24 protein-coding genes and 1 pseudogene are annotated in these 23,293 nt (G+C 63.7%); 19 read left to right on the top strand and 6 right to left on the bottom strand.

Features of this window, described 5'->3' with window-relative positions:
• Positions 1-427: 427 nt before the first annotated feature.
• From phnC to AC07RO_RS06145, 16 genes and pseudogenes are all read left to right on the top strand, one after another.
• Complete coding sequence (gene phnC, locus AC07RO_RS06220) at positions 428-1,261, top strand: phosphonate ABC transporter ATP-binding protein (protein ID WP_495085572.1); 834 nt, start codon at positions 428-430, stop codon at positions 1,259-1,261.
• 67 nt (positions 1,262-1,328) lie between these two features.
• On the top strand, positions 1,329-2,333 hold the full coding sequence (gene phnD, locus AC07RO_RS06215; RefSeq protein ID WP_282370651.1) for a phosphonate ABC transporter substrate-binding protein: 1,005 nt from the start codon (positions 1,329-1,331) through the stop codon (positions 2,331-2,333).
• A gap of 90 nt (positions 2,334-2,423) precedes the next feature.
• Entirely contained in the window at positions 2,424-3,212 is a 789-nt protein-coding gene (gene phnE, locus AC07RO_RS06210) for a phosphonate ABC transporter, permease protein PhnE (protein WP_495085571.1), read from the top strand.
• A 39-nt stretch (positions 3,213-3,251) separates the two neighbouring features.
• Complete coding sequence (gene phnF, locus AC07RO_RS06205) at positions 3,252-3,971, top strand: phosphonate metabolism transcriptional regulator PhnF (protein ID WP_495085570.1); 720 nt, start codon at positions 3,252-3,254, stop codon at positions 3,969-3,971.
• Positions 3,972-3,985: 14 nt separating this feature from the next.
• Complete coding sequence (phnG, locus tag AC07RO_RS06200; protein ID WP_495085569.1) at positions 3,986-4,468, top strand: phosphonate C-P lyase system protein PhnG; 483 nt, start codon at positions 3,986-3,988, stop codon at positions 4,466-4,468.
• A gap of 26 nt (positions 4,469-4,494) precedes the next feature.
• On the top strand, positions 4,495-5,112 hold the full coding sequence (gene phnH, locus AC07RO_RS06195; RefSeq protein ID WP_495085750.1) for a phosphonate C-P lyase system protein PhnH: 618 nt from the start codon (positions 4,495-4,497) through the stop codon (positions 5,110-5,112).
• Positions 5,112-6,185 carry a carbon-phosphorus lyase complex subunit gene (locus AC07RO_RS06190; RefSeq protein WP_495085568.1) on the top strand — a complete coding sequence of 358 codons (1,074 nt, stop codon included), beginning with the start codon at positions 5,112-5,114 and terminating at the stop codon, positions 6,183-6,185. Before phnH ends, AC07RO_RS06190 begins: the two co-directional genes overlap by 1 nt.
• Positions 6,182-7,075, top strand: coding sequence for an alpha-D-ribose 1-methylphosphonate 5-phosphate C-P-lyase PhnJ (locus AC07RO_RS06185; protein ID WP_495085567.1), 894 nt, complete (start codon positions 6,182-6,184; stop codon positions 7,073-7,075). Before AC07RO_RS06190 ends, AC07RO_RS06185 begins: the two co-directional genes overlap by 4 nt.
• Positions 7,072-7,902 carry a phosphonate C-P lyase system protein PhnK gene (phnK, locus tag AC07RO_RS06180; protein WP_133775369.1) on the top strand — a complete coding sequence of 277 codons (831 nt, stop codon included), beginning with the start codon at positions 7,072-7,074 and terminating at the stop codon, positions 7,900-7,902. The genes AC07RO_RS06185 and phnK overlap by 4 nt, the downstream gene beginning before the upstream one ends.
• A 22-nt stretch (positions 7,903-7,924) precedes the next feature.
• Entirely contained in the window at positions 7,925-8,674 is a 750-nt protein-coding gene (phnL, locus tag AC07RO_RS06175; protein WP_495085566.1) for a phosphonate C-P lyase system protein PhnL, read from the top strand.
• Positions 8,668-9,831, top strand: coding sequence for an alpha-D-ribose 1-methylphosphonate 5-triphosphate diphosphatase (locus AC07RO_RS06170; protein WP_495085565.1), 1,164 nt, complete (start codon positions 8,668-8,670; stop codon positions 9,829-9,831). The genes phnL and AC07RO_RS06170 overlap by 7 nt, the downstream gene beginning before the upstream one ends.
• On the top strand, positions 9,831-10,397 hold the full coding sequence (gene phnN, locus AC07RO_RS06165; protein WP_495085564.1) for a phosphonate metabolism protein/1,5-bisphosphokinase (PRPP-forming) PhnN: 567 nt from the start codon (positions 9,831-9,833) through the stop codon (positions 10,395-10,397). The genes AC07RO_RS06170 and phnN overlap by 1 nt, the downstream gene beginning before the upstream one ends.
• Positions 10,388-11,137, top strand: a complete 750-nt coding sequence (gene phnP / locus AC07RO_RS06160; protein WP_495085563.1) for a phosphonate metabolism protein PhnP — start codon at positions 10,388-10,390, stop codon at positions 11,135-11,137. Before phnN ends, phnP begins: the two co-directional genes overlap by 10 nt.
• Before the next feature lie 139 nt (positions 11,138-11,276).
• A pseudogene (locus AC07RO_RS06155) lies at positions 11,277-11,882 on the top strand (cache domain-containing protein); the annotation flags it as partial.
• Between the two features lie 261 nt (positions 11,883-12,143).
• Positions 12,144-13,283 (top strand): methyl-accepting chemotaxis protein, encoded by a 1,140-nt coding sequence (locus tag AC07RO_RS06150; protein WP_495085749.1) that lies wholly within the window; start codon positions 12,144-12,146, stop codon positions 13,281-13,283.
• 814 nt (positions 13,284-14,097) lie between these two features.
• Positions 14,098-14,919, top strand: coding sequence for an alpha/beta fold hydrolase (locus AC07RO_RS06145; RefSeq protein WP_495085562.1), 822 nt, complete (start codon positions 14,098-14,100; stop codon positions 14,917-14,919).
• A gap of 88 nt (positions 14,920-15,007) precedes the next feature.
• On the opposite strand, the gene moaA is transcribed toward AC07RO_RS06145, so the two are convergent.
• The 3 genes from moaA to AC07RO_RS06130 form a co-directional block, all read right to left on the bottom strand.
• A complete protein-coding gene (moaA, locus tag AC07RO_RS06140) occupies positions 15,008-16,006 on the bottom strand; it encodes a GTP 3',8-cyclase MoaA (protein ID WP_192174649.1) in 999 nt (332 codons plus the stop codon).
• Between the two features lie 74 nt (positions 16,007-16,080).
• Positions 16,081-16,908, bottom strand: coding sequence for a formate/nitrite transporter family protein (locus AC07RO_RS06135; RefSeq protein ID WP_192174650.1), 828 nt, complete (start codon positions 16,906-16,908; stop codon positions 16,081-16,083).
• Positions 16,909-17,226: 318 nt separating this feature from the next.
• Entirely contained in the window at positions 17,227-18,576 is a 1,350-nt protein-coding gene (locus AC07RO_RS06130; RefSeq protein ID WP_192174651.1) for a cation:proton antiporter, read from the bottom strand.
• Between the two features lie 188 nt (positions 18,577-18,764).
• On the opposite strand from AC07RO_RS06130, the gene AC07RO_RS06125 reads away from it, so the two are divergent.
• Both AC07RO_RS06125 and AC07RO_RS06120 read left to right on the top strand, forming a co-directional pair.
• Positions 18,765-18,980, top strand: coding sequence for a DUF6434 domain-containing protein (locus AC07RO_RS06125; protein WP_192174652.1), 216 nt, complete (start codon positions 18,765-18,767; stop codon positions 18,978-18,980).
• A 17-nt stretch (positions 18,981-18,997) separates the two neighbouring features.
• Entirely contained in the window at positions 18,998-19,624 is a 627-nt protein-coding gene (locus tag AC07RO_RS06120) for a glutathione S-transferase family protein (protein ID WP_495085561.1), read from the top strand.
• 22 nt (positions 19,625-19,646) lie between these two features.
• Here AC07RO_RS06120 and AC07RO_RS06115 read toward each other — a convergent pair whose 3' ends face one another.
• Positions 19,647-20,456, bottom strand: coding sequence for a helix-turn-helix transcriptional regulator (locus tag AC07RO_RS06115; protein WP_495085560.1), 810 nt, complete (start codon positions 20,454-20,456; stop codon positions 19,647-19,649).
• Between the two features lie 106 nt (positions 20,457-20,562).
• Here AC07RO_RS06115 and AC07RO_RS06110 point away from each other — a divergent pair, with 106 nt between their 5' ends.
• Entirely contained in the window at positions 20,563-21,519 is a 957-nt protein-coding gene (locus tag AC07RO_RS06110) for a threonine dehydratase (RefSeq protein ID WP_495085559.1), read from the top strand.
• Between the two features lie 34 nt (positions 21,520-21,553).
• Here AC07RO_RS06110 and AC07RO_RS06105 read toward each other — a convergent pair whose 3' ends face one another.
• Both AC07RO_RS06105 and AC07RO_RS06100 read right to left on the bottom strand, forming a co-directional pair.
• Complete coding sequence (locus AC07RO_RS06105; protein WP_495085558.1) at positions 21,554-22,336, bottom strand: YkgJ family cysteine cluster protein; 783 nt, start codon at positions 22,334-22,336, stop codon at positions 21,554-21,556.
• Positions 22,337-22,507: 171 nt separating this feature from the next.
• A complete protein-coding gene (locus AC07RO_RS06100; protein WP_495085557.1) occupies positions 22,508-23,281 on the bottom strand; it encodes an L-iditol 2-dehydrogenase in 774 nt (257 codons plus the stop codon).
• Positions 23,282-23,293 lie beyond the last annotated feature (12 nt).

The following is a 23,293-nucleotide window of genomic DNA, read 5'->3' as shown; positions in this document are numbered from 1 at the left end:
GCTCTTGTAGGACCGGCTTCAGCCGGGAAGAGGCCAGTCTGAACACCCTAAATTCCGCAACGTGACATCCGACGCTTTCCCGGCTAAAGCCGGTCCCACTAGCGGCATCGCATTCTGCCAATGGACCAACGGCACGAATTATTTGTTTCAGCCCTTCCGCAATCCCCTCCACTGAATCCTCAACAACCCTCCAACTTGTCTAGCCCGCACCGCCGCTAGACCGCCCTTTAACCTCGTGATGTCCACAAACCCCCCGAAAAATCCCGCATCAAACCGTCTCCGAAGTGAAACGCCGCCGTCATCGTCGATTCATGGAACTGCCACAGGCTGCCCCTAATGTCACTCGCACCGAACGCGGCCAAGGACGGTCGTGCGGCTGATCATTCATCCCCGGCAGGACGCTGGAATCCAAACACCAGAGAAGCCCATGACCGCAGCCATCCACGTCGACCGCTTGAACAAGACATTCGCCCGAAAGACCGCTTTGGTTGACCTTGCATTGTCTATACAACACGGGGAAATGGTCGCGCTGATCGGCGCTTCCGGTTCCGGCAAATCCACGCTGTTGCGCCATCTGGCTGGCCTTGCCTGCTGTGATCGCAGCAACGGCGGCAGCGTTCAGGTACTGGGCCGGGAAGTGCAGGCTTCGGGCCGGCTGAACGGCAAAGTGCGCCGCCTGCGCGCTGACATCGGCTACATCTTTCAGCAGTTCAATCTGGTCAATCGACTCAGCGTCCTCGACAACGTCCTGCTCGGCTGTCTGGGGCGTATGCCTCGCTGGCGTGGCAGCCTGGGGCTGTTCAACGCCGAGGAGAAAGCCCGGGCCATGGCCAACCTTGACCGCGTCGGCCTTGCCGATCTGGCGCCGCAGCGGGCCTCGACCTTGTCCGGCGGCCAGCAGCAGCGGGTGGCCATCGCCCGCGCGCTGACCCAGCAGGCCGAAGTCATTCTCGCCGACGAGCCCATTGCCTCCCTCGACCCCGAGTCCGCGCGCAAGGTCATGGAAATCCTCGCCGACATCAATCGCCGGGACGGCAAGACCGTCGTCGTCACCCTGCATCAAGTGGATTACGCCGTGCGCTATTGCCCGCGTGCCGTGGCACTCAAGGGCGGGCGCATTCACTTCGACGGCGACGGCGCCGAGCTCAACAGCCAGTTTCTCAACGACCTGTATGGCGCCGACGCTGACACCAGCCTGATGTTCGACGGCAGCGCGCGGGACACCGAACGACCGTCGCGACTGATGATGGCTCGCGCCTGACTCAGTGGCGGCACCGGTAACAGGCAACACCCAACCCCACACCCAAAACCAGCTCCGGGAGTTTCCCATGTTGAACCGTATCGGGCGCGTGTTCGCGTCTGCCGCTGTCGTCGCCGGTTGCCTGCTGGGCAACGCGCAGGCCGATGACAACGTCATCAACTTCGGCATCATGTCCACCGAGTCGTCGCAGAACCTGAAAAGCGTGTGGCAGCCGTTCCTCGACGACATGTCGAAAAAGACCGGGCTTAAAGTCAACGCCACCTTCGCCTCCGACTACGCCGGCCTGATTCAGGGCATGCGTTTCAACAAGGTCGACGTGGCCTGGCTGGGCAACAAGGCGGCCATGGAAGCGGTGGACCGTTCCGGCGGCGAGATCTTCGCCCAGACCGCTGCGGCCAACGGTGCGCCCGGCTACTGGAGCGTGATCATTGCGCGCAAGGACAGCCCGATCAATTCGGTCGAGGACATGCTCAAGCACGCCAAGGAACTGACCTTCGGCAACGGCGACCCGAATTCCACCTCGGGCTACCTGGTGCCGGGCTACTACGTGTTCGCGCAGAACCACGTCGACGCCGCCACCGCTTTCAAACGTACGCTGAATTCCAGCCACGAAGTCAACGCCCTCAGCGTGGCCAAAGGGCAACTGGACGTCGCCACTTTCAACACCGAAAGCTGGGACCGTCTGGAAGTCACTCAGCCCGACAAGGCCGCAATGCTCAAGGTGATCTGGAAATCGCCGCTGATCCCGGCCGACCCGATGGTCTGGCGCAAGGGCATGTCCGACGCGGAGAAGAACAAGATCCGCGACTTCTTCGCCAACTACGGCGACACCGACGAAGAAAAGGCCGTGCTGAAGAACATGCAGATGGGCAAGTTCCTCAAGTCCTCGGATGACCAGTTGCTGACCATTCGCCAGCTCGAGCTGTTCAAGCAGAAGACCGAAACCACGGCCAGCACCACCCTCAGCGCCGACGAAAAGGCCACCCGCCTGAAAGACATCGACGCGGGTTTGGCGAAGCTGCAGGACCGTATTTCCGAGCTGGAAAAACAAGGCACCGCCAAGGCGGGTTGATGCACGGGGCACGCCTGCCTGTGGGGGTAAGCCCCGTGCAGGCACGGCGCGCCAGTCATGACGCCTCACCCGATCGCAACCGGACTTTTTATGACCACTCACGCTGCTTACATCCAGGCCGCTGGCAAGCGCAGCTGGCCGCAATACCTGGGCTGGGGCCTGTTCCTGGCGATGCTGGCCTGGGCCTGGCACGGCGCGGAAATGAACCCGCTCGCCCTGTACCGCGACTCCGGCAACATGGCGACCTTCGCCGCCGACTTCTTCCCGCCCGACTTCCACGAATGGCGCGCGTACCTCAAGGAAATGATCGTCACCGTGCAGATCGCCCTGTGGGGCACCCTGCTGGCGATCGTCTGCTCGGTGCCGCTGGGCATCCTTTGCGCCGACAACATCACGCCGTGGTGGATTCATCAACCGCTGCGCCGGGTCATGGATTCGTTCCGCTCGATCAACGAAATGGTCTTCGCCATGCTCTTCGTGGTGGCGGTCGGCCTCGGCCCATTCGCCGGCGTGCTGGCGCTGTGGATCAGCACCACCGGCGTGCTCGCCAAGCTGTTCGCCGAAGCGGTGGAAGCGATCGATCCAGGCCCGGTCGAAGGCGTTCGAGCCACCGGCGCCAGTGCCTTGCAGGAAGTGATCTTCGGGGTCATCCCGCAGGTGATGCCGCTGTGGATTTCCTACGCGCTGTACCGCTTCGAATCCAACGTGCGTTCGGCGACGGTGGTGGGAATGGTCGGTGCCGGCGGGATCGGCGTGATCCTCTGGGAAAACATCCGCGCCTTCCAGTTCACCCAGACCTGCTCGGTGCTGCTGGTGATCATCGTGGTGGTGAGCGTCATCGACATCTTCTCCCAGCGCCTGCGCAAGCAGTTCATCTAATGACCACGACAGGAGAGGGTGCGAACCCTTTTTTTAGCCATGCAGTTGTCTAGACAATCCGAAGCCCTACACCGAGAACCCATGTACCTCGAACTGGCGCAAACCCTGCGCCGTGAACTCGACCGCTACACCGCCGGCGAATACCTGCCCGCCGAAATCCAGCTGGCGGCGCGCTTTGAGGTCAACCGGCACACCGTGCGCCGGGCCATCGACGAGTTGGTGCGCGAAGGCAGCCTGCTGCGCCGCCAGGGCAAAGGCACCCAGGTGCTGGGCCGTCCGCTGGTGTACCCGGTCGCGGCCGACAGCGCCTACAGCGAATCACTCGCGGCGCTGGGCCATGGCGTCGAAGCGGTGCTGCTGCAACGCCGTCACTGCACGGCGACAGCGGAAGAGGCCGGGCATCTGGGCCTCGAACCCCACGCGCCGCTGATCGAACTGCAAACCCTGCGCCGCCTCGACGGCCAGCCGGTCTGCCTGATTCGCCACCGCTACTGCGCCACCCGCGCGTCGTTGATCGCCGACTACGTCAGCGGCTCGGTGCGCCAGTTCCTCACCGAGCGGCAGTTGCCGTTGACCCGCACTTTCAGCCTGATCGGCGCGCGCCTGCCCAGTCGCGAAGAAGCCAGCGTGCTGCTGATGCCGCGTCACCTGCCGGCGCTGACGGTGCTGACCCTTTCCCACGATGCGCACGGAGACCCGGTGGAGATCGCCCATTCCACCAGCCGCTCCGACCGCTTCCAGTATCAGATCGTCACCTGACGGAGATGCCCTTGATGACTGCCACACCCGTTTCTTCCAGCGCGCCCGACGCCCAAACACCCGGCCACGCTGTCCGCCAGCACTGGATTGGCGTGCTCGCGCGCAGCCGCCGCGCCGAACTGCTGGCCCATGAAGCCGCGTTGCGTGACGCCGACTACCAACTGATCCGTGCGCCGGAAATTGGCATGACCCTGGTGCGGGGCCGCATGGGCGGCAGCGGTGCGCCGTTCAACGTCGGCGAAATGACCGTGACCCGCTGCGTGGTGCGCCTGGCCGACGGCCGCACCGGCTTCAGCTACCTGGCCGGGCGCGACAAGGCCCACGCCGAACTCGCCGCCCTCGCCGACGCGCATTTGCAGGGCGCCCAACAGGCGCACTGGATGACTGACCTGATCGACCCGCTGACCCGCGCGCAGGATCTGCGTCGGGCTCAACAACAAGCCGAAACCGCCGCGACCAAAGTGGACTTCTTCACCTTGGTCAGAGGAGAAAACTGATGAGCACCTCTCTCGCCACTGAATCCTTGCCCGCTTCGCTGTTGCAACCGGCATTCGCCGATCCAGTGCTGGATGCCCAGCGCAGTTTTCGCGCCGCCCTCAAGGCGCTGGCCGGTCCCGGTGTCGCGCAAAGCCTGCTCGCCACGCAAACCCCGCCGCACCTCGAAGGCCTTGCTGCGGCCAGCCACGCCCTGTGTCTGGCGCTGCTGGACATCGACACGCCGCTGTGGCTCGCGCCGACGTTCGACACCCAGGCCATTCGCGCCAACCTGACCTTCCATTGTGGCTGCCCGATCGTCAGCGACCGGCAGAACGCCCGCTTCGCGCTGCTCGACGACAGCCAGTTGGACGATCTCAGCGGTTTCGACCTGGGCAACGACCGTTATCCCGATCAGTCCTGCACGCTGCTGGTCCAGCTGCCGAGTCTGCAGGGTGGCACGCAGCTGGCCTGGCGCGGCCCGGGCATCGAAAGCAAAAACCACGTCAGCCTGCCGTTGCAGGAAGCGTTCTGGCAGGAGCGCGAAGCGCGCAATGACTTCCCCCGGGGCATCGACGTGTTCTTCGTCGCCGGCAATGAATTGCTCGGCCTGCCGCGCAGCACCCAGGTGCTGTTCAAGCCTCAGCCGTCAAGAGGGGTGGCCTGATGTACGTCGCCGTCAAGGGTGGCGAACAGGCCATCGACAATGCCCACAAACTGCTGGCGAAACAGCGCCGGGGCGACACCTCGGTTGCCGAGCTGGGCGTGGAACAGATCCGTCAGCAACTGCCGCTCGCTGTCGCCCGAGTGATGACCGAGGGCTCGCTGTACGACGCCGAACTGGCGGCGCTGGCGATCAAGCAATCGGCCGGCGATCTGGTTGAAGCGATCTTTCTGCTGCGCGCCTACCGCACCACGCTGACCCGCTTCAGCGCCAGCCTGCCCCTCGACACCTCAGCCATGCAGCTCAACCGGCGTCTGTCGGCCACGTTCAAGGACGTGCCGGGCGGGCAGCTATTGGGCCCGACCTTCGATTACACCCACCGTTTGCTGGATTTCACCTTGTTGGCCGAAGGCGAATTCCCAGGCCCTGAAGCCCTGGCGGACGCCGCTGTTCAGGACTGTCCGCGGGTACTGGGGCTGCTTGCAAAAGAAGGCCTGATCAAGGAAGAACGGGACACCGGCGCGCCAGTCGCCGACATCACCCGCGAGCCGCTGGAGTACCCGGCCAGCCGCGCCGAACGTCTGCAGGCATTGGCCCGGGGCGATGAAGGCTTTCTTCTGGCGCTGGGTTATTCGACCCAGCGCGGTTACGGCCGCAATCACCCGTTTGCCGGGGAGATTCGGGTGGGAGAAGTGGAGGTGTGGATCGAGCCGGAAGAGCTGGGCTTTCCGATCTCCATCGGCGCCATCGAAGTGACCGAGTGCGAGATGGTCAACCAGTTCGTCGGTTCCGCCACCGAGCTGCCGCAGTTCACCCGGGGCTATGGCCTGGCTTTCGGGCACGCCGAACGCAAAGCCATGGGCATGGCGCTGGTGGACCGCTCGCTGCGCGCCGGGGAATACAGCGAGGAAATCGTCTCGCCGGCCCAGCAGGAAGAATTCGTCCTGGCCCACTGCGACAACGTCGAAGCCGCCGGTTTCGTCTCGCACTTGAAATTGCCGCACTACGTGGACTTCCAGGCCGAACTGGAACTGATCCGCAAACTGCGCACGCCCTCCAGGGAGCAGGCCCAATGAATGCCGCCACGCCGCCACGCCCACAGCCATTACCGCCGACGCCGCGAGACGAGGCGTACAACTTCGCCTATCTGGATGAACAGACCAAACGCATGATCCGTCGCGGCCTGCTCAAGGCCGTGGCGATTCCCGGTTATCAAGTGCCCTTCGGTGGCCGTGAAATGCCGCTGCCCTATGGCTGGGGCACCGGCGGCATGCAACTGACCGCTGCGATCCTCGGCGCCGAGGACGTGCTCAAAGTCATCGATCAGGGCGCCGACGACACCACCAACGCCGTGTCGATCCGCCGTTTCTTTGCCCGCACCGCCGGCGTCGCCACCACCGAGCGCACCCCCGAAGCGACGATTATCCAGACCCGCCACCGCATCCCGGAAACGCCGCTGCACGCCGACCAGATCATGGTCTATCAGGTGCCGATTCCCGAGCCGCTGCGCTTCATCGAACCGTCGGAAACCGAGACCCGCACCATGCACGCCCTGAATGATTACGGCGTCATGCACGTCAAGCTCTACGAAGACATCGCCACCTTCGGCCACATCGCCACGGCCTACGCCTACCCGGTGACCGTCGACGAACGCTACGTCATGGACCCGTCGCCGATCCCCAAATTTGACAACCCCAAGCTGGACATGAGCCCGGCATTGATGCTGTTCGGCGCCGGTCGAGAGAAGCGTCTTTACGCGGTGCCGCCGTTCACCCGCGTCACCAGCCTGGACTTCGAAGATCACCCCTTCGAAGTGCAGAAGTGGGAACACAACTGCGCCATCTGCGGCAGCCAGGACTCGTTCCTCGACGAGCTGATCCTCGACGACCAGGGCACCCAAAGCTTCGTCTGCTCGGACACCGACTACTGCGCGCAACGGGTCAGTCAGGGGAGGGCCACGCAATGAACGCTGCTCAACAGATCGACCGCGATGCCGTCAGCGATCGCACCCAGCCGCTGCTGAAGGTGCGTGGCCTGACCAAGTTGTACGGCCCTGAAAAAGGCTGCCAGGACGTCAGTTTCGAGCTGTACCCCGGCGAGGTGCTGGGCATTGTCGGCGAGTCCGGCTCCGGCAAGTCGACGCTGCTTTCACTGCTCAGCGGCCGTTGCCCGCCCGACAGCGGCGTCATCGATTACCGCCTCGCCGACACCCACAAAAGCGCCGGCCAGTGGCTGGACCTGTACAGCGCCAGCGAGGCCGAGCGGCGCACCTTGCTGCGCACCGAATGGGGCTTCGTCGAGCAGAACCCTCGGGACGGCCTGCGCATGGCGGTGTCGGCCGGGGCCAACATCGGCGAGCGGCTGATGGCCCAGGGCGTGCGCAATTATCAGGCGCTGCGGGCGGCGGGGCTGGACTGGCTCAATCAGGTGGAGATCGACCCGGCGCGCATCGACGACCTGCCGCGGACCTTTTCCGGCGGCATGCAGCAGCGCCTGCAAATCGCCCGAAATCTGGTGTCCGGTCCACGGCTGGTGTTCATGGACGAGCCCACCGGCGGCCTCGACGTCTCGGTGCAGGCGCGCTTGCTCGACCTGATGCGCGGCCTGGTGCGCGAGCTGGACCTGGCGGTGGTGATCGTCACCCACGACCTGGCCGTGGCCCGCCTGCTCGCTGATCGGCTCATGGTCATGCGCCGTTCCCACGTCGTCGAAACCGGCCTCACCGACCAGATCCTCGACGATCCGCAACATCCGTATTCGCAGCTGCTGGTGTCTTCGGTGCTGCAGCCATGATCCGCCTTTCGGGATGCCTTCAATGAACACGTTGATCGAGGTCCGTGACCTCTCGAAAACCTTCACCCTGCACCAGCAGAACGGCGTCGTGCTCAACGTGCTGCGCGGCCTGAACTTCGCCGTCAGTGGCGGCGAATGCCTGGTGCTTCACGGCCATTCCGGTGCGGGCAAAAGCACGCTGCTGCGCACCTTGTACGGCAACTACCTGCCGGCAGGCGGCAGCATTCGCGTGCAGCATCAGGGCGAATGGCTGGAACTGGTCGGCGCTGCGCCCCGGGAGGTGCTGCAAGTGCGCCAGCACACCCTCGGCTACGTCAGCCAGTTTCTGCGCGTCATTCCTCGCGTCGCCACCGTCGACGTGGTCATGGAACCGGCGCTGGCCCGTGGCTGGAAGCGCGAAGACGCCCAGGCCCGCGCCGAGCATCTGCTCGCTCGGCTGAACATCCCGCAGCGGCTGTGGCAACTGGCACCGGGGACGTTTTCCGGTGGCGAACAGCAGCGCGTCAACATCGCCCGCGGCTTCATGGTGCCGTGGCCGGTGATGCTGCTGGACGAGCCGACCGCATCGCTGGACGACGGCAATCGCCAGGTGGTCCTCGAATTGATCAATGAGGCGAAGAGCGCCGGCGCTGCGGTGATCGGCATCTTCCACGACCGACTGGCCCGGGAAGCGGTGTCCGACCGTCATCTGGACATGACCCCGCCCGACCTTGAGCCGCAGGCCTCAATGGCATCCATGGCATCAAGCCCGAAGGAGACCGAACAATGCTGAACGAACAGATCCTGACCCACGCCAAGATCGTCACCGCCGAGCAGGTCTTCACCGGCACCGTGGTCCTGCGCGACGGGTTGATCAGCGAAGTCGACGACAGCATCAGCCAGCTGTCCCAGGCGCAAAACCTCAACGGCGATTACCTGCTGCCGGGGCTGGTCGAGCTGCACACCGACAACCTCGAAAAACACCTGAGCCCGCGTCCCGGTGTGGACTGGCCGTCGGCCTCGGCGGTGATGAGCCACGACGCGCAAATCATCGCGGCGGGCATCACCACGGTGTTCGACGCGCTGTCCATCGGCGACGTCAATCCCAAGGGCAATCGCATGCAGCAACTGCCGGGCATGGTCGACGCGATCGCCAAGGCCAACGCCGCCGACATGACCCGCGCCGAGCACCGCCTGCACCTGCGCTGCGAGGTTTGCCACCCCGACACCCTCAGCGTGTTCCGCGACCTGGTCGAGCAGCCGCTGGTGCAGTTGGTGTCGGTGATGGACCATTCGCCGGGCCAGCGCCAGTTCGCCCTCGAATCCAAGTACCGTGAGTACTACATGGGCAAATACCACCTGAGCATTGAGCAGATGGACGAATTCATCGTTGAGCAGGTCGCCAACTCCAAGACCTACAGCGACCGTTATCGCCGGGCCATCGTCGACATCTGCCTGGCACGCGGGCTTTCGGTGGCCAGTCATGACGACGCGACACTGGCCCACGTCGAGGAGTCGGCGGCCTACGGCATGAGCATCGCCGAGTTTCCGACCACGCTCGAGGCCGCGCAGGGCTGCCGGCGTCTGGGCATGAGCGTGTTGATGGGCGCGCCGAACATCGTTCGCGGCGGCTCGCACTCGGGCAACATCGCGGCGGCGACACTGGCCGAAGAAGGGCTACTGGATATTCTCTCCAGCGATTACTATCCGGCCAGCCTGTTGCAGGCGGCATTCACCCTGGGCGCCCAGTTGGATGCAGCGGATGACTCGACAGGCGCCGGACTGGCGCGTGCCGTGACCACGGTGAGCCTGGCACCGGCCCGTTCGGCGGGCTTGCACGATCGCGGCGAGATTCGCGTCGGCCTGCGCGCCGACCTGATCCACGCCCGGGCTATCGGCACACTGCCAATCATTCAACAAGTCTGGCGACAAGCGAAGAGGGTGTTCTGATGGCAGGCAGGTTGATCTATCTCATCGGGCCGTCGGGTTCGGGCAAGGACAGCCTGCTGGACGCGGCCCGCGAGGCGTTGGCTGCGCGGGACTGCCGCATCGTGCGTCGGGTCATCACCCGTTCGGCGGAAGCCAAGGGCGAAGCGGCCCAGGCCGTTAGCGTCGAGCGCTTCGAGGCGCTGCAGGCCGAGGGGGCGTTTGCACTCGACTGGTCCGCCAACGGCCTGCATTACGGCATCCCGAAAGAGATCGATCAATGGCTGGCCGACGGGCACGACGTGCTGGTCAACGGCTCGCGCGGCCATCTGCCCCAAGCGCGGTCGCGGTATCCGTCGCTGTGGGTGGTGCTGCTGACGGTGGATCAATCGGTGCTGCGGGATCGATTACTCAGCCGGGCACGGGAATCGGCCGAAGACATCGAAACCCGACTGGCGCGCAATGCCCAGTTTGCTGACGATTTGCAGGTGAATGACCCGTCGCTGATCGTGCTAGACAACTCCGGTGCGCTGGAACAAACCGTCGCCCGACTGTTGCAGCGACTGGAGCGAACCCCCGCATGCGCCTGACCCTGCTGGGCACGGGGGATGCGCGGCAAGTCCCGGTTTACGGCTGCGAATGCGCGGCCTGTCGCGCCGCCCACGCCGACCAACGCTTGCGCCGCCGCCCGTGTTGCGCGCTGGTGGAACTGGGGGAGCAACGCTGGTTGATTGACAGCGGCTTGCCCGACCTCACCGAACGCTTTCCGCCCCGCAGCCTCAGCGGCATTCTGCAAACCCACTACCACGCCGACCATGCACAGGGCCTGTTGCACCTGCGCTGGGGCCAAGGGCTGGTGATCCCGGTACACGGCCCGGTGGACCCGGAAGGGCTGTCGGACCTGTACAAACACCCCGGCATTCTCGATTTCAGTCAGCCCTTCATGCCGTTCGAAAGCCGCGCCCTGGGCGAACTGCAAGTCACCGCGCTGCCGCTGCTGCACTCCAAGCCGACGCTGGGTTACCTGCTGGAAGGCGGTGGCCGCCGCATCGCCTATCTCACCGACACCGTCGGTTTGCCCCACGACACACAGGCTTTTTTGCAACGCCAGGCGCTCGACGTGCTGGTCCTCGACTGCTCCATGCCGCCGCAACCGCAGACGCCGCGCAACCACAATGATGTGAATGTGGCGCTGCAGATCATTGCAGCGGTGAAGCCCGATCAGGCCGTGCTGACCCATGTCGGGCATACGCTGGATGCGTGGTTGCTGGAGCATTCCGCGGAGCTGCCCGACCACATTCGGGTGGCGCGGGACGCAATGGAGGTCTGAACGGGGCGGGCGGGGAGTCGTTTGGCCAGTCGTCCTATAACCTCCTGTCGCCCATGTCGTTTAAACCTCGGTCCGGCTTCAACTTTTCCCTGTCACGGCCGTTGCAAATGTAGCCCTACATTTCCTTCGGAGCTTGACCATGTCGTTGATTCCCCGCCGTATTGCTGGACGAATGACCTTGGGGATCCTGACATTGCTGATTCTCACGGCCGTCGCGATTTTCGCGGTCATGACCCTGGGGGGCAAACCCCAACTGGTGGCCGCCGGCACCGAGTCGGCGGAGCAGTCAGCCAGCGCCATTACCCGTCAGCTGGCGTTGCCATTGAGCCGCATCGAGGGGACCGCTGCCGCCATGGCGCTGCTGGCCGAGACACTGCCCCACGAAGAAACCCTGTACATGAGCAATTTCCCCGGCTTGATCGACAGCCAGGGGGATTCCGCCATCGCCGGTGGCGGCGTGTGGCCGGAGCCCAATGCCTTTTCCCCAGGCACCGAACGTCGCAGTTTTTTCTGGGCACGGGACGCCAGCAACCGACTGGGCTTCTCGGACGAATACAATCAGGCCAAAACGCCGCCTTATCAGGCTGAATCCTGGTACACCGGGGCCAAGTCCGCACCGGCGGGACGTTGCGTCTGGTCCGATGCTTATCAGGACCCGGTCAGCGGCGTGGCAATGACCACCTGCAGCGTCCCTTATCGGGCGCAGGGCGCGTTCGCCGGTGTCGCGACCATCGATTTGAAACTTGATGGTCTGGCAGCTTTCCTCAAAGAGAAAGGCGGCGTTACGGACGGCTACGCATTTGCGGTCGATCCTTCGGGGAATTTGCTGTATTTCCCCGATGCGAAGGGCACCAAGGGCCTGCTGACCATTACCGGTTTGAGCCAGGAACAACCCTGGTTGAAGCCGGTGGCTGATCAGCTCGCGAGCAACACTTCGGCCCTCTCGACCCTGAGGATTGAGCACGACGGTCGGCTCAACGGCCCGGCCTACGTCACCCTGGCGACCATGGCCGGCACGGGCTGGCGCATTGGGCTGGTGACTCCGGAAGCCCGCGTCGTCGGCCTGGCCAACCGCCTCACCGGACAGATTCTGTTGTTTCTGCTGCCGCTGCTTGGCGTGCTGCTGGGTCTGGCCTGGCTGGCCGGCAAGCGCCTGTTGGCTCAACTGGAGGAAACCACCGCGCAGATATCGAGTCTGGGGCAGGGCGGTCAGATCGATACTCAACTGGCCATCGTGCGGGCCGACGAGATCGGTGCGTTGCGTGAGTCGGTCAACCGCTACGCCGGTTCCCTGCGCGACATGCTGCACCGCATCGCCGAGGAGTCGGTGTCTCTGGAACGCCAGGCCAACGAGCTGGCGCAGCTGTCCCAAGGCGTCGCCGAGCGGGCCGAATCCCAGCGTCAGGACAACACCTTACTGGCGACCGCAATCACCGAGATGTCGGCCAGTGCCAACGAAGTCGCCCAGAACACCACCGACTGCTCCGACACCGCCCGCCGTTCCCTGGGCGATGCGCGGAAAAGCCAGGATCAGGTCAACAGCAACAGCCAGTCCATCGAAGTGCTGGCAACGGACATTGCCGGCGCGGCGGGCGCCATCACCCAACTGGGCGATGACATCGAGCGCGTGGGCAGCGTGCTGGAGGTGATCAAATCGATCTCCCAGCAGACCAACCTGCTGGCCCTGAACGCCGCCATTGAAGCGGCGCGCGCAGGCGAGCAGGGCCGTGGCTTTGCGGTGGTGGCGGATGAGGTGCGCACGCTGGCCGGGAGAACCCAGGCCTCGGCGAACGAAATTCAAGAGATGATCTCGCAACTGCGTCAGGCCTCCAGTGCGGCGGTCTCGACGATGCAGAACGGCGCCCATCGCACCCGTGAGTCGGTGCAGCAGGCGGTCAATGTCGCCGCCACACTGGGCACCACCGTCTTCAGCTTCGACGACATCGTCCAGCGCGCCCATCAGATCGCCGTGGCCGCCCAGGAGCAGAGCCACGTCACCCACGAAATCAATGAGCTGGCGGTGCGCATCCACGCCTCCAGCGAACAAGGCGCCCGGGATGCCGGCACCTTGCGCGAACTGGGCAAAGGCATGCAGTCGATCTCCGGTCGTCTGGGTGCGTTGAGCCGCGGAGGCAGCCAGGGCTGAGGCATCTTGCGCGCTGGTTAGGCCGGGCGTGAGCACGATCAAATCTTCAGCGTCCGACACGCCGTCTTCGTGAGCAAGCTCACTCCCACAGGGATTGTGTTTGCCAAGAGATTGATGGCGTCCACACCGGCCTCTTCCCGGCTAAAGCCGGTCCCACTAAAACACCGCTTGCGGTCATTAGGACCGGCTTCAGCCTGGGATGGACGCGGAGCGTCCCGGGATGCATGCCCACGCGGAGCGTGGGCACGATCAGACAAACGCCGTCTTCGTGAGCAAGCTCACTCCTACATGGATGGTGGTTGCCAGGAAATTGATGGCGTCCACACCGGCCTCTTCCCGGCAAAAGCCGGTCCCACTAACACACCGCGTGCGGTCAGCCATCCTGTGGGACCGGCTTCAGCCGGGAAGCTCTTGATCTGTGCAGCGCTTTTGATCTTCGTACGCAAAAGGCCCAGTCACCGCCAGTCGCGACTTGGGTGCAGGCTGAACGCAGGTCTCGTGGAGTGGGCCGAGCCGCATGGATGCGGCGAGAGCGCCGTCAGGACATGGATGTCCGTTCGGCGCGGGCCCACGGAGCGAGACCGGAGTGAAGGAACCCTGACGAAGGAAGGGCCCAACCAGGAGCACAAGCCCTTGGTTACTTGGGGCTTTATCAAGTAACTCGCCGAAGGCGAAACAGTCTGCCCCCAGGCAGACTCACTTGATCTTAAAGATCTTGATCTCGCCTCAAACCAGCACATATCGACAATGCACATCCGCGATCCGGGACTACGCTCAACCTTCCCCCCGCACCCTATCCCGAGGACCGCATCCCATGACCACCCTGACCCTGAAAGACGGCACCGAATTCTTCTACAAAGACTGGGGCACCGGCCAGCCGATCGTCTTCTCCCATGGCTGGCCCCTCGACGGCGACGCATGGGATGCACAAATGCTCTTCCTCGGCCAGCACGGCTACCGCGTCATCGCCCACGACCGCCGTGGCCACGGCCGCTCCGGCCAGACCTGGGACGGCAACGACATGGACACCTACGCCGACGACCTCGCCCAACTGTTCGACGCCCTCGACCTCAAAGACGCCATCATGATCGGCCACTCCACCGGCGGCGGTGAAGTCGCCCGCTACATCGGCCGCCACGGCACCGCCCGCGTTGCCAAAGCCGTCCTCATCGGCGCCGTGCCACCCCTCATGCTCAAAACCGACGCAAACCCCGAAGGCCTGCCGATCGACGTGTTTGATGGCATCCGCGCCGGCTTCACCGCCGACCGCTCGCAATTCTTCAAGGATCTGGCCGTGCCGTTCTTCGGCTTCAACCGCGACGGCGTGAAAACCTCCCAGGGCGCCATCGACTCGTTCTGGTCCATCGGCATGCTCGGCAGCGTCAAGGGCGAATTCGATTGCATCAAGGCGTTCTCGGAAACCGACTTCACCGAAGACCTGAAAAAGATCGACGTGCCAACCCTGATCCTCCACGGCGATGACGACCAGATCGTCCCGATCGTCGCGTCTGGCTACAAGAGTCACGAGTTGGTAGAAGGCTCGACATTGCACGTGATCAAGGGCGGGTCCCACGGCATGTGCACGGTTCAGGCGGAAGAGATCAACGGGATTCTGCTGGGCTTCATCAAGGGCTGATCAGCCTGTCCGGCAAGGACTGGCGGTCTCGGGGCTGGAGGCTGCCAGGCGTTTCATGAGGCGCTGACAGCTCAGCCCCAGGGCGTATTCAGCCGCCGGTCATGTTCATGAAGCGCACCACCTGCACGTCATCGTTGAGCTCGAAGTTGTGCTTCCACGGCTTCAATTGCATGGCGTTGACGATGGCTTTCTCGAGCTTGTCCGGCTGACCCGGATTGGCCCGCAGCACGGCTTTCAGATCAGCCGAATGCTCGTTGCCCAGACACAACAGCAAACGACCTTCCACCGTAACCCGCACACGGTTGCAGGTTGCGCAGAAGTTGTGGCTGTGGGGCGAGATGAAGCCGATGCGGATGTGCGGCGCTTCAGCCACGCGCCAGTAGCGCGAAGGCCCGGAGGTGGTTTCCGTCGAATGCACCAGGGTGTAGCGCTCGGCGATGCGCTCGCGGACCTGCTCGCTGGAGTAAAACGATTCGGCACGGCTGTGCTCGCTGATCGTGCCCAGCGGCATTTCTTCGATAAAGGTGATGTCGACCCCGCGATCGATGGCGAAGGCCACCAGATCATTGATCTCGTGGTCGTTGCGGCCCTGCATCACCACGCAATTGAGTTTGGTGCGCTCGAAGCCCGCCGCATTGGCAGCGTCGATGCCGGCGATGACCTTGCTCAGATCACCGGTGCGGGTCAATTCCTTGAAGCGCGCCGGGTCCAGGCTGTCGAGGCTGATGTTGAGGCGCTTAAGGCCGGCTTCGAACAGCGGCACGGCGAGTTTGTCCAGCTGCGAGCCGTTGGTGGTCATGCACAGTTCGCGCAGGCCGGGCAGGGCGGCGATGCTGCGAACCAGCCCGACGATGCCGGAGCGCACCAGTGGCTCACCGCCGGTCAGACGAATCTTTTTGGTGCCCAGCGCCACGAAGCGCTCGGCCAACTGATGGATTTCTTCGAGGGAGAGAATCTGCTGACGCGGCAGGAACGTCATGTCCTCGGCCATGCAATACACGCAGCGAAAATCGCAGCGATCCGTGACCGACATGCGGACGTAATCGACCTTGCGTGAATAGCTGTCCATCAGGACTCGATCTGACATTGATTACTCTCACAACGTGACGCGTGGCAGAAACAGGGTGCGCGCCTGCAGCAACGAGGCGCGCGGCTGCAGCGTTAAATCTGGCGACCGGTCTGCTGCTCGATACTCGCTGCAGCGACGCCGGTGGCCGAAGCCTGAATGGCTTTCGAATAGGACACGTAATACGCGAGCCCGACGAAAATTGCACCCCCCACGGCGTTGCCCAGGAACACCGCGACGAAGTTTTCAACGAAATCGGTCCAGCTCAGGGCGTCGGCAAAGATCGCCGCCGGGATCACGAACATGTTGGCGACGACGTGCTGGAAGCCGATGGCGACGAAGGCCATGATCGGGAACCACATGGCAACGACCTTTCCGGTCACATCTTTGCTGGCGTATGACAACCAGACCGCCAGACACACCAGCCAGTTGCAACCAATGCCGGAAATAAACGCCTGGCTGAAATCAGCGCTGGCCTTGGCCTTGGCGATGGCCAGGGTCTTGGCCAGGTATGCACCTTCTGTGAGGCCCAGCACATGGCCGAAGAAGTAGGCGACGAACAGCGCGCCCAGCAGGTTGGCGAAGGTGACCAGCGCCCAGTTGCGCGCCACCGCCGACAGCGGCACCCGGCCGGCGAACATTGCCGTCGGCAGGCTCATCATGTTGCCCGTGAGCAGCTCGCCGCCTGCGAGGATTACCAGAATCAGACCCAGCGGAAACACCGCCGCGCCCAGCAGGTTGCCCAATGAGGCCCACTGCGGCGGGATCATCGTGCTGACATGGATATCCAGCAAAAAGCCCAGGGCGATGAACGCCCCGGCGAGAAAGCCCAGCACCAGGATCGCCGGGGTCGGCAGATGGGTCTTCTTGACGCCGGCCTCGATGGTGATCTCGGCGATCTGCTGCGGTGTATTGATGGACATAGGCTTTCAGGCTCGCAAGCAATGAACCGCGCCACGACGGAATGAGCCGTGACGCGAAAACGAAGGAGGGGTCAAGCATCCAGTCTTGGTGCGCGGGAGTGTCAGCCGACACGGCGCCGATCTCTGATGGGCGCGCCGCTGCGACGTTAAACCGCATGGCAGAGGGCGCCCAAAAGGCCTGATCAATTAGTGAGCACGCTACCGATCGGGCTCTTGAGCGTCCAATCGCTTGTTCCGATAGGGTCATCGACGCTGTCTATCACGAGAGTTTTAGTCACAAGGCCAGCTCTGCAAATCAATGCGGTCGCGATCCCTGCGCTAGTCTTTGCTGTCTTTGGTGATGCTGCGCTCGTAGCGCTCCAGCAGCGGCTGAATGCTGATCCCGTGCAAAAGAATGCTCAGCGCAACCACCGACAGCGTCAGGCTGATGGTGGTGTGGACCGCCTCGGTCGGCAGGCCATGGGTCAGCGCATAGCACAGGTAATACAGCGTGCCGATGCCGCGAATGCCGAACCAACCCACCAGCGCTTTCTGCGGCCGAGTCAGTAATTTGCCACTGATCAGCAGCCACACGCTCAAGGGCCGGATCACGCAGAACAACGCCAGGCCCAGACCGACGGCGCGCCAGTCCCAGTAACTGGCGAGGGCCGCGCCGAGAAGGGTGATCAGCAGCACCTCCATGGCGCGCTCCACCAAGCTGCCGAACACCATCATGTCGCCCATCATCACGCCGGCGGCGAGTTGACTGTCGGACAGCGAATCACGGTCACCCATGATCGCCGACTCCGGATCGCTGTGGGTGTGTCCCACCACCGGAATGGCCACGTGTTCCGACGGCACCTCCGACTGGGTGGTGTTGGACTCGGCGTGACGCACCCCAATGCCCGCCGCGAACACCGCCAGGAATCCGTAGGCGCCCAGGCCTTCGGCGGTGACGTAGGCAATCGCAATCAGCGCCAGGGCGAGGAAGTCATTCGGCGACAGGGTGCTGTCAGCGTTCTTGATGCGCAGGTAGATCATCAAATGGCCGACGCCACGGCCCAAGCCGTAACCCAGCATCAGCCCGACGGGCACGCCCCAGATGATGTTTTTCAGCAGCCAGCCCTGGGTCCAGTCGAAATCCGAAAAACCGTGGGTGATGAACATCAGCGCGAAAATCACGAAGGGGAACGCGGTGCCGTCGTTGAGCCCGGCCTCACCGGACAGGCCGAAGCGCACCCGGTCCAGGTCCTGGGCGCTGTTGACCTGGACCAGCCCCGCCAGCACCGGGTCGGTGGGCGAGAGCATGGCGCCGAGCAACAGCGCGATCGGCCATGACAGGCCGAACAGGTAATGGGCGGTCAGGCTGACGCCGGCAATGGTCGCCAGCATCACCGGCCCGGCCAGCAAATACGCCGAATGCCAGGCGCCACGGTGCAGCGGCAGGCGCAGCTTGATGCCGGTGTTGAACAGGGAAAACAGCACGGCGATTTCAGTCAGGCGTTCAAGCCAGTGGCGTGCGTCGCGAACGTCGAGCTGCGCGATGTCCAGGCCCCAGGGCCCGATCGCGGCGCCAAACGCCAGGCACACCGCCGACGTCGTGACCGGCAGCCAGCGCAGGTAAGAAGAAGTCAGCGCCAGCAGCATCAGGAGGACACCGAAGACGGTCATGCAAAGAATGAAACTCATGCGGATACATCATCAGTCAATGGGCGGGAATGACTGTGTGACTGTAAGAGGGGGGGATAGTTGAAATAAATGTGGAATGGATCCCGCGACCGGCGCACTGCCTTGCCTGGCGCCTGTCGCTCGGTCTGACCCGTACGTATTTCCCGACTAGACTGTGCGGCGCCCCCCCTTACTTGGATCAAGTCCCCATGGCCTTCGATTGGCACAGCGAATCCCTTTCCCGAGACACCCCTGTCACCCAGGATTACCGCAACACCCAGAACGTGCGCCGGTTCATGACCGCGCAGTGCGGGCCGGCCTTCAAGTTCGACCGCGACTTCATGGCCTGGATACGCAACGACAGCGCCAAGACCCTGGGCGATGTTGCGGATGAATGGCAACGGCGCCACGGCTATAAAGCCTGATGAGAGCGGGAGACAGCATGTTCAGATTATTCGGGGCCGACAGATCCGGCTCGGCCGCTATTGAGATCGCGCTCACGCTGTGCGGCGCCGATTACCGCTTGATGGGCGCAAGTTCATGGGAAGCCGGTGCAGGGCAGGACGAGCTGAAGCGTCTGAACCCGTTGATGCAGGTGCCGACGCTGGTCATCCCCGGCGGCGGAGTGATGACGGAGAGCGCGGCCATCCTCACGCACCTGGGCCTGGCCTTTCCGCTGTCCGGCCTGCTGTCTTCAGAGACCCTTGAGCGTGCCCAGCAACTCCGGGCCCTGGCGTACCTCACCACCAATTGTTATGCGTCCATCGGCCTGATCGATTATCCGGAGCGGTGGCTGCCTGACGCCGAGCCTGGCCAATTAGACCGATTGGTCGCAGGCGCACGGAGCAAGCTGCACAGTCAGTGGGAGGTGTTCGCCGATGTGTTTTACAACCCGGTGGCTTGGCATCCCCATGCCCCAGGCGCCGTCGAAATTCTCGCCTGCGTGGTCAGCCAGTGGAGTGGGGCGCGGGAACACCTCCGGGCATCCCGCCCCGAGTTTTATGGGTCCCTGGAAGTCGTCGATCATCACCCCGTCATCAAGGCGGTGCTGCAGCGGCACGGCTGGTGAGGTGAGATCAGCGGTTGATGAATCACAACGACGACTGGTTGCGCAGCTTCGCCGGGCTGATGCCCATGCGCAGCCGAAACGCCGTTGCCATATGCGCCTGGGAGCTGAAGCCGCAGGCGTGGGCGATCTCTGCCAGTCGCGCGTTTGAATCGCGCATCAGGGCCCGGGCCTTCGCCATACGCCGGTCGATCAGGTAACTGTGCGGGCTCCTGCCCGTGGTGTGCTTGAACGCCCGAATGAAATAACCCTCGGACAACCCCAGCATCTGCGCCATGGCCTGCACCCCCAGCGGGCCGTCGATGCCGGCGTCGATGAACTCATCGAGTCTGCGCATCCGGCTGCCGTTGATCGAGCCTTGCAGCGGCGCGTCGAAAGCGCTCTTGTTATCGGCCCGTTCAGCAAGGGCCAGCGCCCAGCCCTCCCAGTCATCCGCCGCCGAGCGCTGCAACAATGCCGCGCGCATCCTCATGGCCAGGGTGATCGATTGAGCATCAATACGGTTGTTGAAAGCGTGATCCCCCTTCAGAGCAAGCCCGTCGGTGCGCAGCAGCCGCAGGTATTCACCGCCCGCGGGCGACTCCGATAACACGTCGCACCCGGCGGGCACGAACGCCAGGCCGTTGGGCACTGCGTCGAAGGGCTGCACCCGGTCGCTGCCGATGGCGTGAAGACCACGCTGGCTTTCGAAGGCAAAGCCGATCGCCGCCTGGGTCGCCACGTAGCGCGTGGCATAACCGGCGGCAGGCAGCAATTCGATCATCCACGGGCCTGCTTCGACACGGCGAACCGGTTCAGACGGGAGCGGGTGAGGCGGGCGTTTTGTCGGTGTCATGGCCCTCATAGTAATCAAGTGATTGAGCAAAAGTCAGGTCAGTTTTTTGAAAGCCGGCGGGGGGAGCGTCTGCCTAGACTGGGCCACATTTTCGAGGAGACAGGCCATGCACGGACTGACACGGGACGATATCGAACAGGCCGCTCGCCAGGTGTACGAGGTCATGCCGCCCACCGCCCAATACCCGTGGCCGTTACTGGCCGAGCGGCTGAACAGCACGGTGTGGGTCAAGCACGAAAACCACACGCCCACCGGAGCGTTCAAGGTGCGCGGCGGAATTACGTTCATGCACTGGCTCAAGCGCACGTACCCGACCGTCAGAGGCATCGTCACGGCGACGCGGGGCAACCACGGTCAGAGCCTGGCGCTGGCCGCCACAGCGCTGGGCTTGAGTGCGTCGATCGTGGTGCCAGAAGGCAACTCGCCGGAGAAGAACAACGCCATGCGTGCACTTGGCGGCACCGTCATCGAATGCGGCCGGGATTTCGACGAAGCCCGGGAAGAGGCCGCGCGGCTGGCGGACCTGCATGGGCACTACCTGGTCCCGCCATTCCACATCGAGTTGCTCAAGGGCGTGGCCACCTATGGGCTGGAGTTGTTCATGGCCGCGCCGGATCTGGACACGGTTTACGTGCCGATCGGCTGTGGCTCGGGCATTTGCGGCGTCATTGCCGCCCGTGACGCGCTGGGCCTGCAGACCCGGGTGGTCGGTGTGGTCTCCACCGAGGCAGCGGCCGCCAAATGGTCGTTCGAGGAAGGCACTATTTTGCAGACCCCGTCGGCGAACACCTTCGCCGATGGCCTCGCCGTACGCCGGCCCATTCCTGCGGCCTTCGCGATCTATCGAACCGGGGCGGAGCGCATTGTCGCCGTCAGCGAGGAAGAAATCGCCGAGGCCATGCGCGTCTATTACACCGACACCCATAACCTCGCGGAGGGCGCAGGGGCCGCTGCACTGGCGGCGCTCATCCAAGAACGCCGGGCCATGGCAGGGAAGAAGGTCGGTGTCATTCTGTCCGGGGGGAATGTGGACCGAGCCGTGTATGCCCGGGTGATAGGCTGAAGCGGCAAGCTGCAAGCGGTTCAGCGGCGGCCGTTCAGCGGGGCAGTGGGTGGAAGATGTAATCGTCGCTGGGTGAGTCAGCCAGGGGCACGGACTGAGCGTGGAGATAACCCCTCAACGCCGGGTCTTCTGCCTTGATCTGCCAGGCTTGAGCAGCGGGGCCGGCATTGACCTCAGCGCTTTCGCAGGCGGCGAGCAGTGTTTCGACCGAGGGCTGGTGAATCACCAGACCGTTGCCTTTCCAGCCGGCGACGGTCAGGCCCAGGCTTTCGCACACTGCCACTTTGCGCCGCGCATCCTCGCGGTCGGTCTGGCGGGATTGCTGGACCAGCATCGCCAACCCCTGATCCGAGGCCAGCAGGCTGCCCTGTTGCCAGCTTTCCGGCGGGCAGTCCTTGGCTTCAGGTTTTAGCTCAATGAAAGGACTGATCTCCATCGGGTAGATCCGGCACACCAGCGGCCGCTCGAGATACACCGAGCAGAGCCCGTCTTTTTGAAGGTTCGGGCATTCAGGAATCGCATTGGCCGCCAAAATCACCGTCACCCGCAGCGTACCCGAACCGCCGGTGACCGGCGCGGATCGCCCGGCGTTGTAGGCATGTTCGGGTGAGTCGACCGGCCAGAGTGAATCGTCGAATGCCTCAAGCAATACCCCCACAGGATCGCCGCGTTTCAGCCAGATCACGGCTTCGCCAAGGGTCAAGGGCACGAAGCGGCCGCGACAGCACGCGCCACAGCCGACGCATTCGAAACGGACGTCGGCGTCTATCGCGAGGCCTTTGGCTGTGGCGATGACGCCTGATCCTCTGATGTCCATGTGACCTGCGTTCCTTTTCATTGAGCGGTCAATCATAACGGGATGTGCGCGATCAGTCAGTGGAGTCGGCTTCAGCCGGGAAGAGGCCGGTCTCGGTATATTCAATTCCACCGGGTCGCGTAAGGCCCGATGCAAAGCAATGCCCGATATCCTGGAGGTCACTCCTTGGGCTCAACTCATCCAGTTACCGCCATCAACGTTGTAGGTCTGGGCGACGACGTAATCGCTCTCAGCCGACGCCAGAAAGATCGCCATGCCGGTCAGGTCTTGGGCAGTACCCATGCGGCCGTACGGCACTTCGGCGCCGACGAGCCGTTTCTTCTCGCCCAGCGGCCGGTTCTCGTGTTTGGCAAACAGCGCGTCCACACCATCCCAGTGCTCGCCGTCGACGACCCCCGGGGCGATCGCATTGACGTTGATCCGGTGCTTGATGAGGTTCAGTCCCGCTGACTGGGTCAGGCTGATGACCGCGGCCTTGGTCGCGCAGTAAACGCCCACCAGTGCCTCGCCACGCCGGCCGGCCTGGCTCGCCATATTGATGATCTTGCCGCCATGACCCTGGGCGATCATCTGCCTGGCCGCCGCCTGAAGGGTGAACAACGTGCCGGCCACATTGATCGAGAACAAGCGCTCGTAACTCTCGCGAGTGATCTCGGTTATCGGTGCCAGATCAAACAATGCAGCGTTGTTGATCAGGATATCCAGCTTGCCGGTGGTGGCGACGACGGCCGCAATGGCCGCGTCGATGGACGATTGATCGGTGACATCCATCCTCACCGCGTAGGCACTGGCGCCCAGTTCGCTGGCCGTCTGGGTCGCGCGCTCCAGATTGACGTCGGCGATGGCCACCGTCGCGCCTTCGCGAATGTAGGCTTCGGCGTAGGCCCGCCCGATACCCCGGGCTGAACCTGTGATCAGTGCGCTTTTACCTTCGAGTCGTTTCATTGAAAGAGTCAT

It is taken from the genome of Pseudomonas sp. GW821-FHT07F05 (assembly GCF_059418765.1).
Note: the sequence above shows the minus strand (reverse complement) of the source record. Positions and strands in the feature narration are given on the sequence as shown.

Excerpts from the sequence above, each read along its gene's own strand:
- phnC (WP_495085572.1), top strand. The coding sequence starts at position 428 with ATGACCGCAGCCATCCACGTCGACCGCTTGAACAAGACATTCGCCCGA.
- phnD (WP_282370651.1), top strand. The coding sequence starts at position 1,329 with ATGTTGAACCGTATCGGGCGCGTGTTCGCGTCTGCCGCTGTCGTCGCC.
- phnE (WP_495085571.1), top strand. The coding sequence starts at position 2,424 with ATGACCACTCACGCTGCTTACATCCAGGCCGCTGGCAAGCGCAGCTGG.
- phnF (WP_495085570.1), top strand. The coding sequence starts at position 3,252 with ATGCAGTTGTCTAGACAATCCGAAGCCCTACACCGAGAACCCATGTAC.
- phnG (WP_495085569.1), top strand. The coding sequence starts at position 3,986 with ATGACTGCCACACCCGTTTCTTCCAGCGCGCCCGACGCCCAAACACCC.
- AC07RO_RS06190 (WP_495085568.1), top strand. The coding sequence starts at position 5,112 with ATGTACGTCGCCGTCAAGGGTGGCGAACAGGCCATCGACAATGCCCAC.
- AC07RO_RS06185 (WP_495085567.1), top strand. The coding sequence starts at position 6,182 with ATGAATGCCGCCACGCCGCCACGCCCACAGCCATTACCGCCGACGCCG.
- phnK (WP_133775369.1), top strand. The coding sequence starts at position 7,072 with ATGAACGCTGCTCAACAGATCGACCGCGATGCCGTCAGCGATCGCACC.
- phnL (WP_495085566.1), top strand. The coding sequence starts at position 7,925 with ATGAACACGTTGATCGAGGTCCGTGACCTCTCGAAAACCTTCACCCTG.
- AC07RO_RS06170 (WP_495085565.1), top strand. The coding sequence starts at position 8,668 with ATGCTGAACGAACAGATCCTGACCCACGCCAAGATCGTCACCGCCGAG.
- phnN (WP_495085564.1), top strand. The coding sequence starts at position 9,831 with ATGGCAGGCAGGTTGATCTATCTCATCGGGCCGTCGGGTTCGGGCAAG.
- phnP (WP_495085563.1), top strand. The coding sequence starts at position 10,388 with ATGCGCCTGACCCTGCTGGGCACGGGGGATGCGCGGCAAGTCCCGGTT.
- AC07RO_RS06150 (WP_495085749.1), top strand. The coding sequence starts at position 12,144 with ATGGCCGGCACGGGCTGGCGCATTGGGCTGGTGACTCCGGAAGCCCGC.
- AC07RO_RS06145 (WP_495085562.1), top strand. The coding sequence starts at position 14,098 with ATGACCACCCTGACCCTGAAAGACGGCACCGAATTCTTCTACAAAGAC.
- moaA (WP_192174649.1), bottom strand. The coding sequence starts at position 16,006 with ATGTCAGATCGAGTCCTGATGGACAGCTATTCACGCAAGGTCGATTAC.
- AC07RO_RS06135 (WP_192174650.1), bottom strand. The coding sequence starts at position 16,908 with ATGTCCATCAATACACCGCAGCAGATCGCCGAGATCACCATCGAGGCC.
- AC07RO_RS06130 (WP_192174651.1), bottom strand. The coding sequence starts at position 18,576 with ATGAGTTTCATTCTTTGCATGACCGTCTTCGGTGTCCTCCTGATGCTG.
- AC07RO_RS06125 (WP_192174652.1), top strand. The coding sequence starts at position 18,765 with ATGGCCTTCGATTGGCACAGCGAATCCCTTTCCCGAGACACCCCTGTC.
- AC07RO_RS06120 (WP_495085561.1), top strand. The coding sequence starts at position 18,998 with ATGTTCAGATTATTCGGGGCCGACAGATCCGGCTCGGCCGCTATTGAG.
- AC07RO_RS06115 (WP_495085560.1), bottom strand. The coding sequence starts at position 20,456 with ATGACACCGACAAAACGCCCGCCTCACCCGCTCCCGTCTGAACCGGTT.
- AC07RO_RS06110 (WP_495085559.1), top strand. The coding sequence starts at position 20,563 with ATGCACGGACTGACACGGGACGATATCGAACAGGCCGCTCGCCAGGTG.
- AC07RO_RS06105 (WP_495085558.1), bottom strand. The coding sequence starts at position 22,336 with ATGGACATCAGAGGATCAGGCGTCATCGCCACAGCCAAAGGCCTCGCG.
- AC07RO_RS06100 (WP_495085557.1), bottom strand. The coding sequence starts at position 23,281 with ATGAAACGACTCGAAGGTAAAAGCGCACTGATCACAGGTTCAGCCCGG.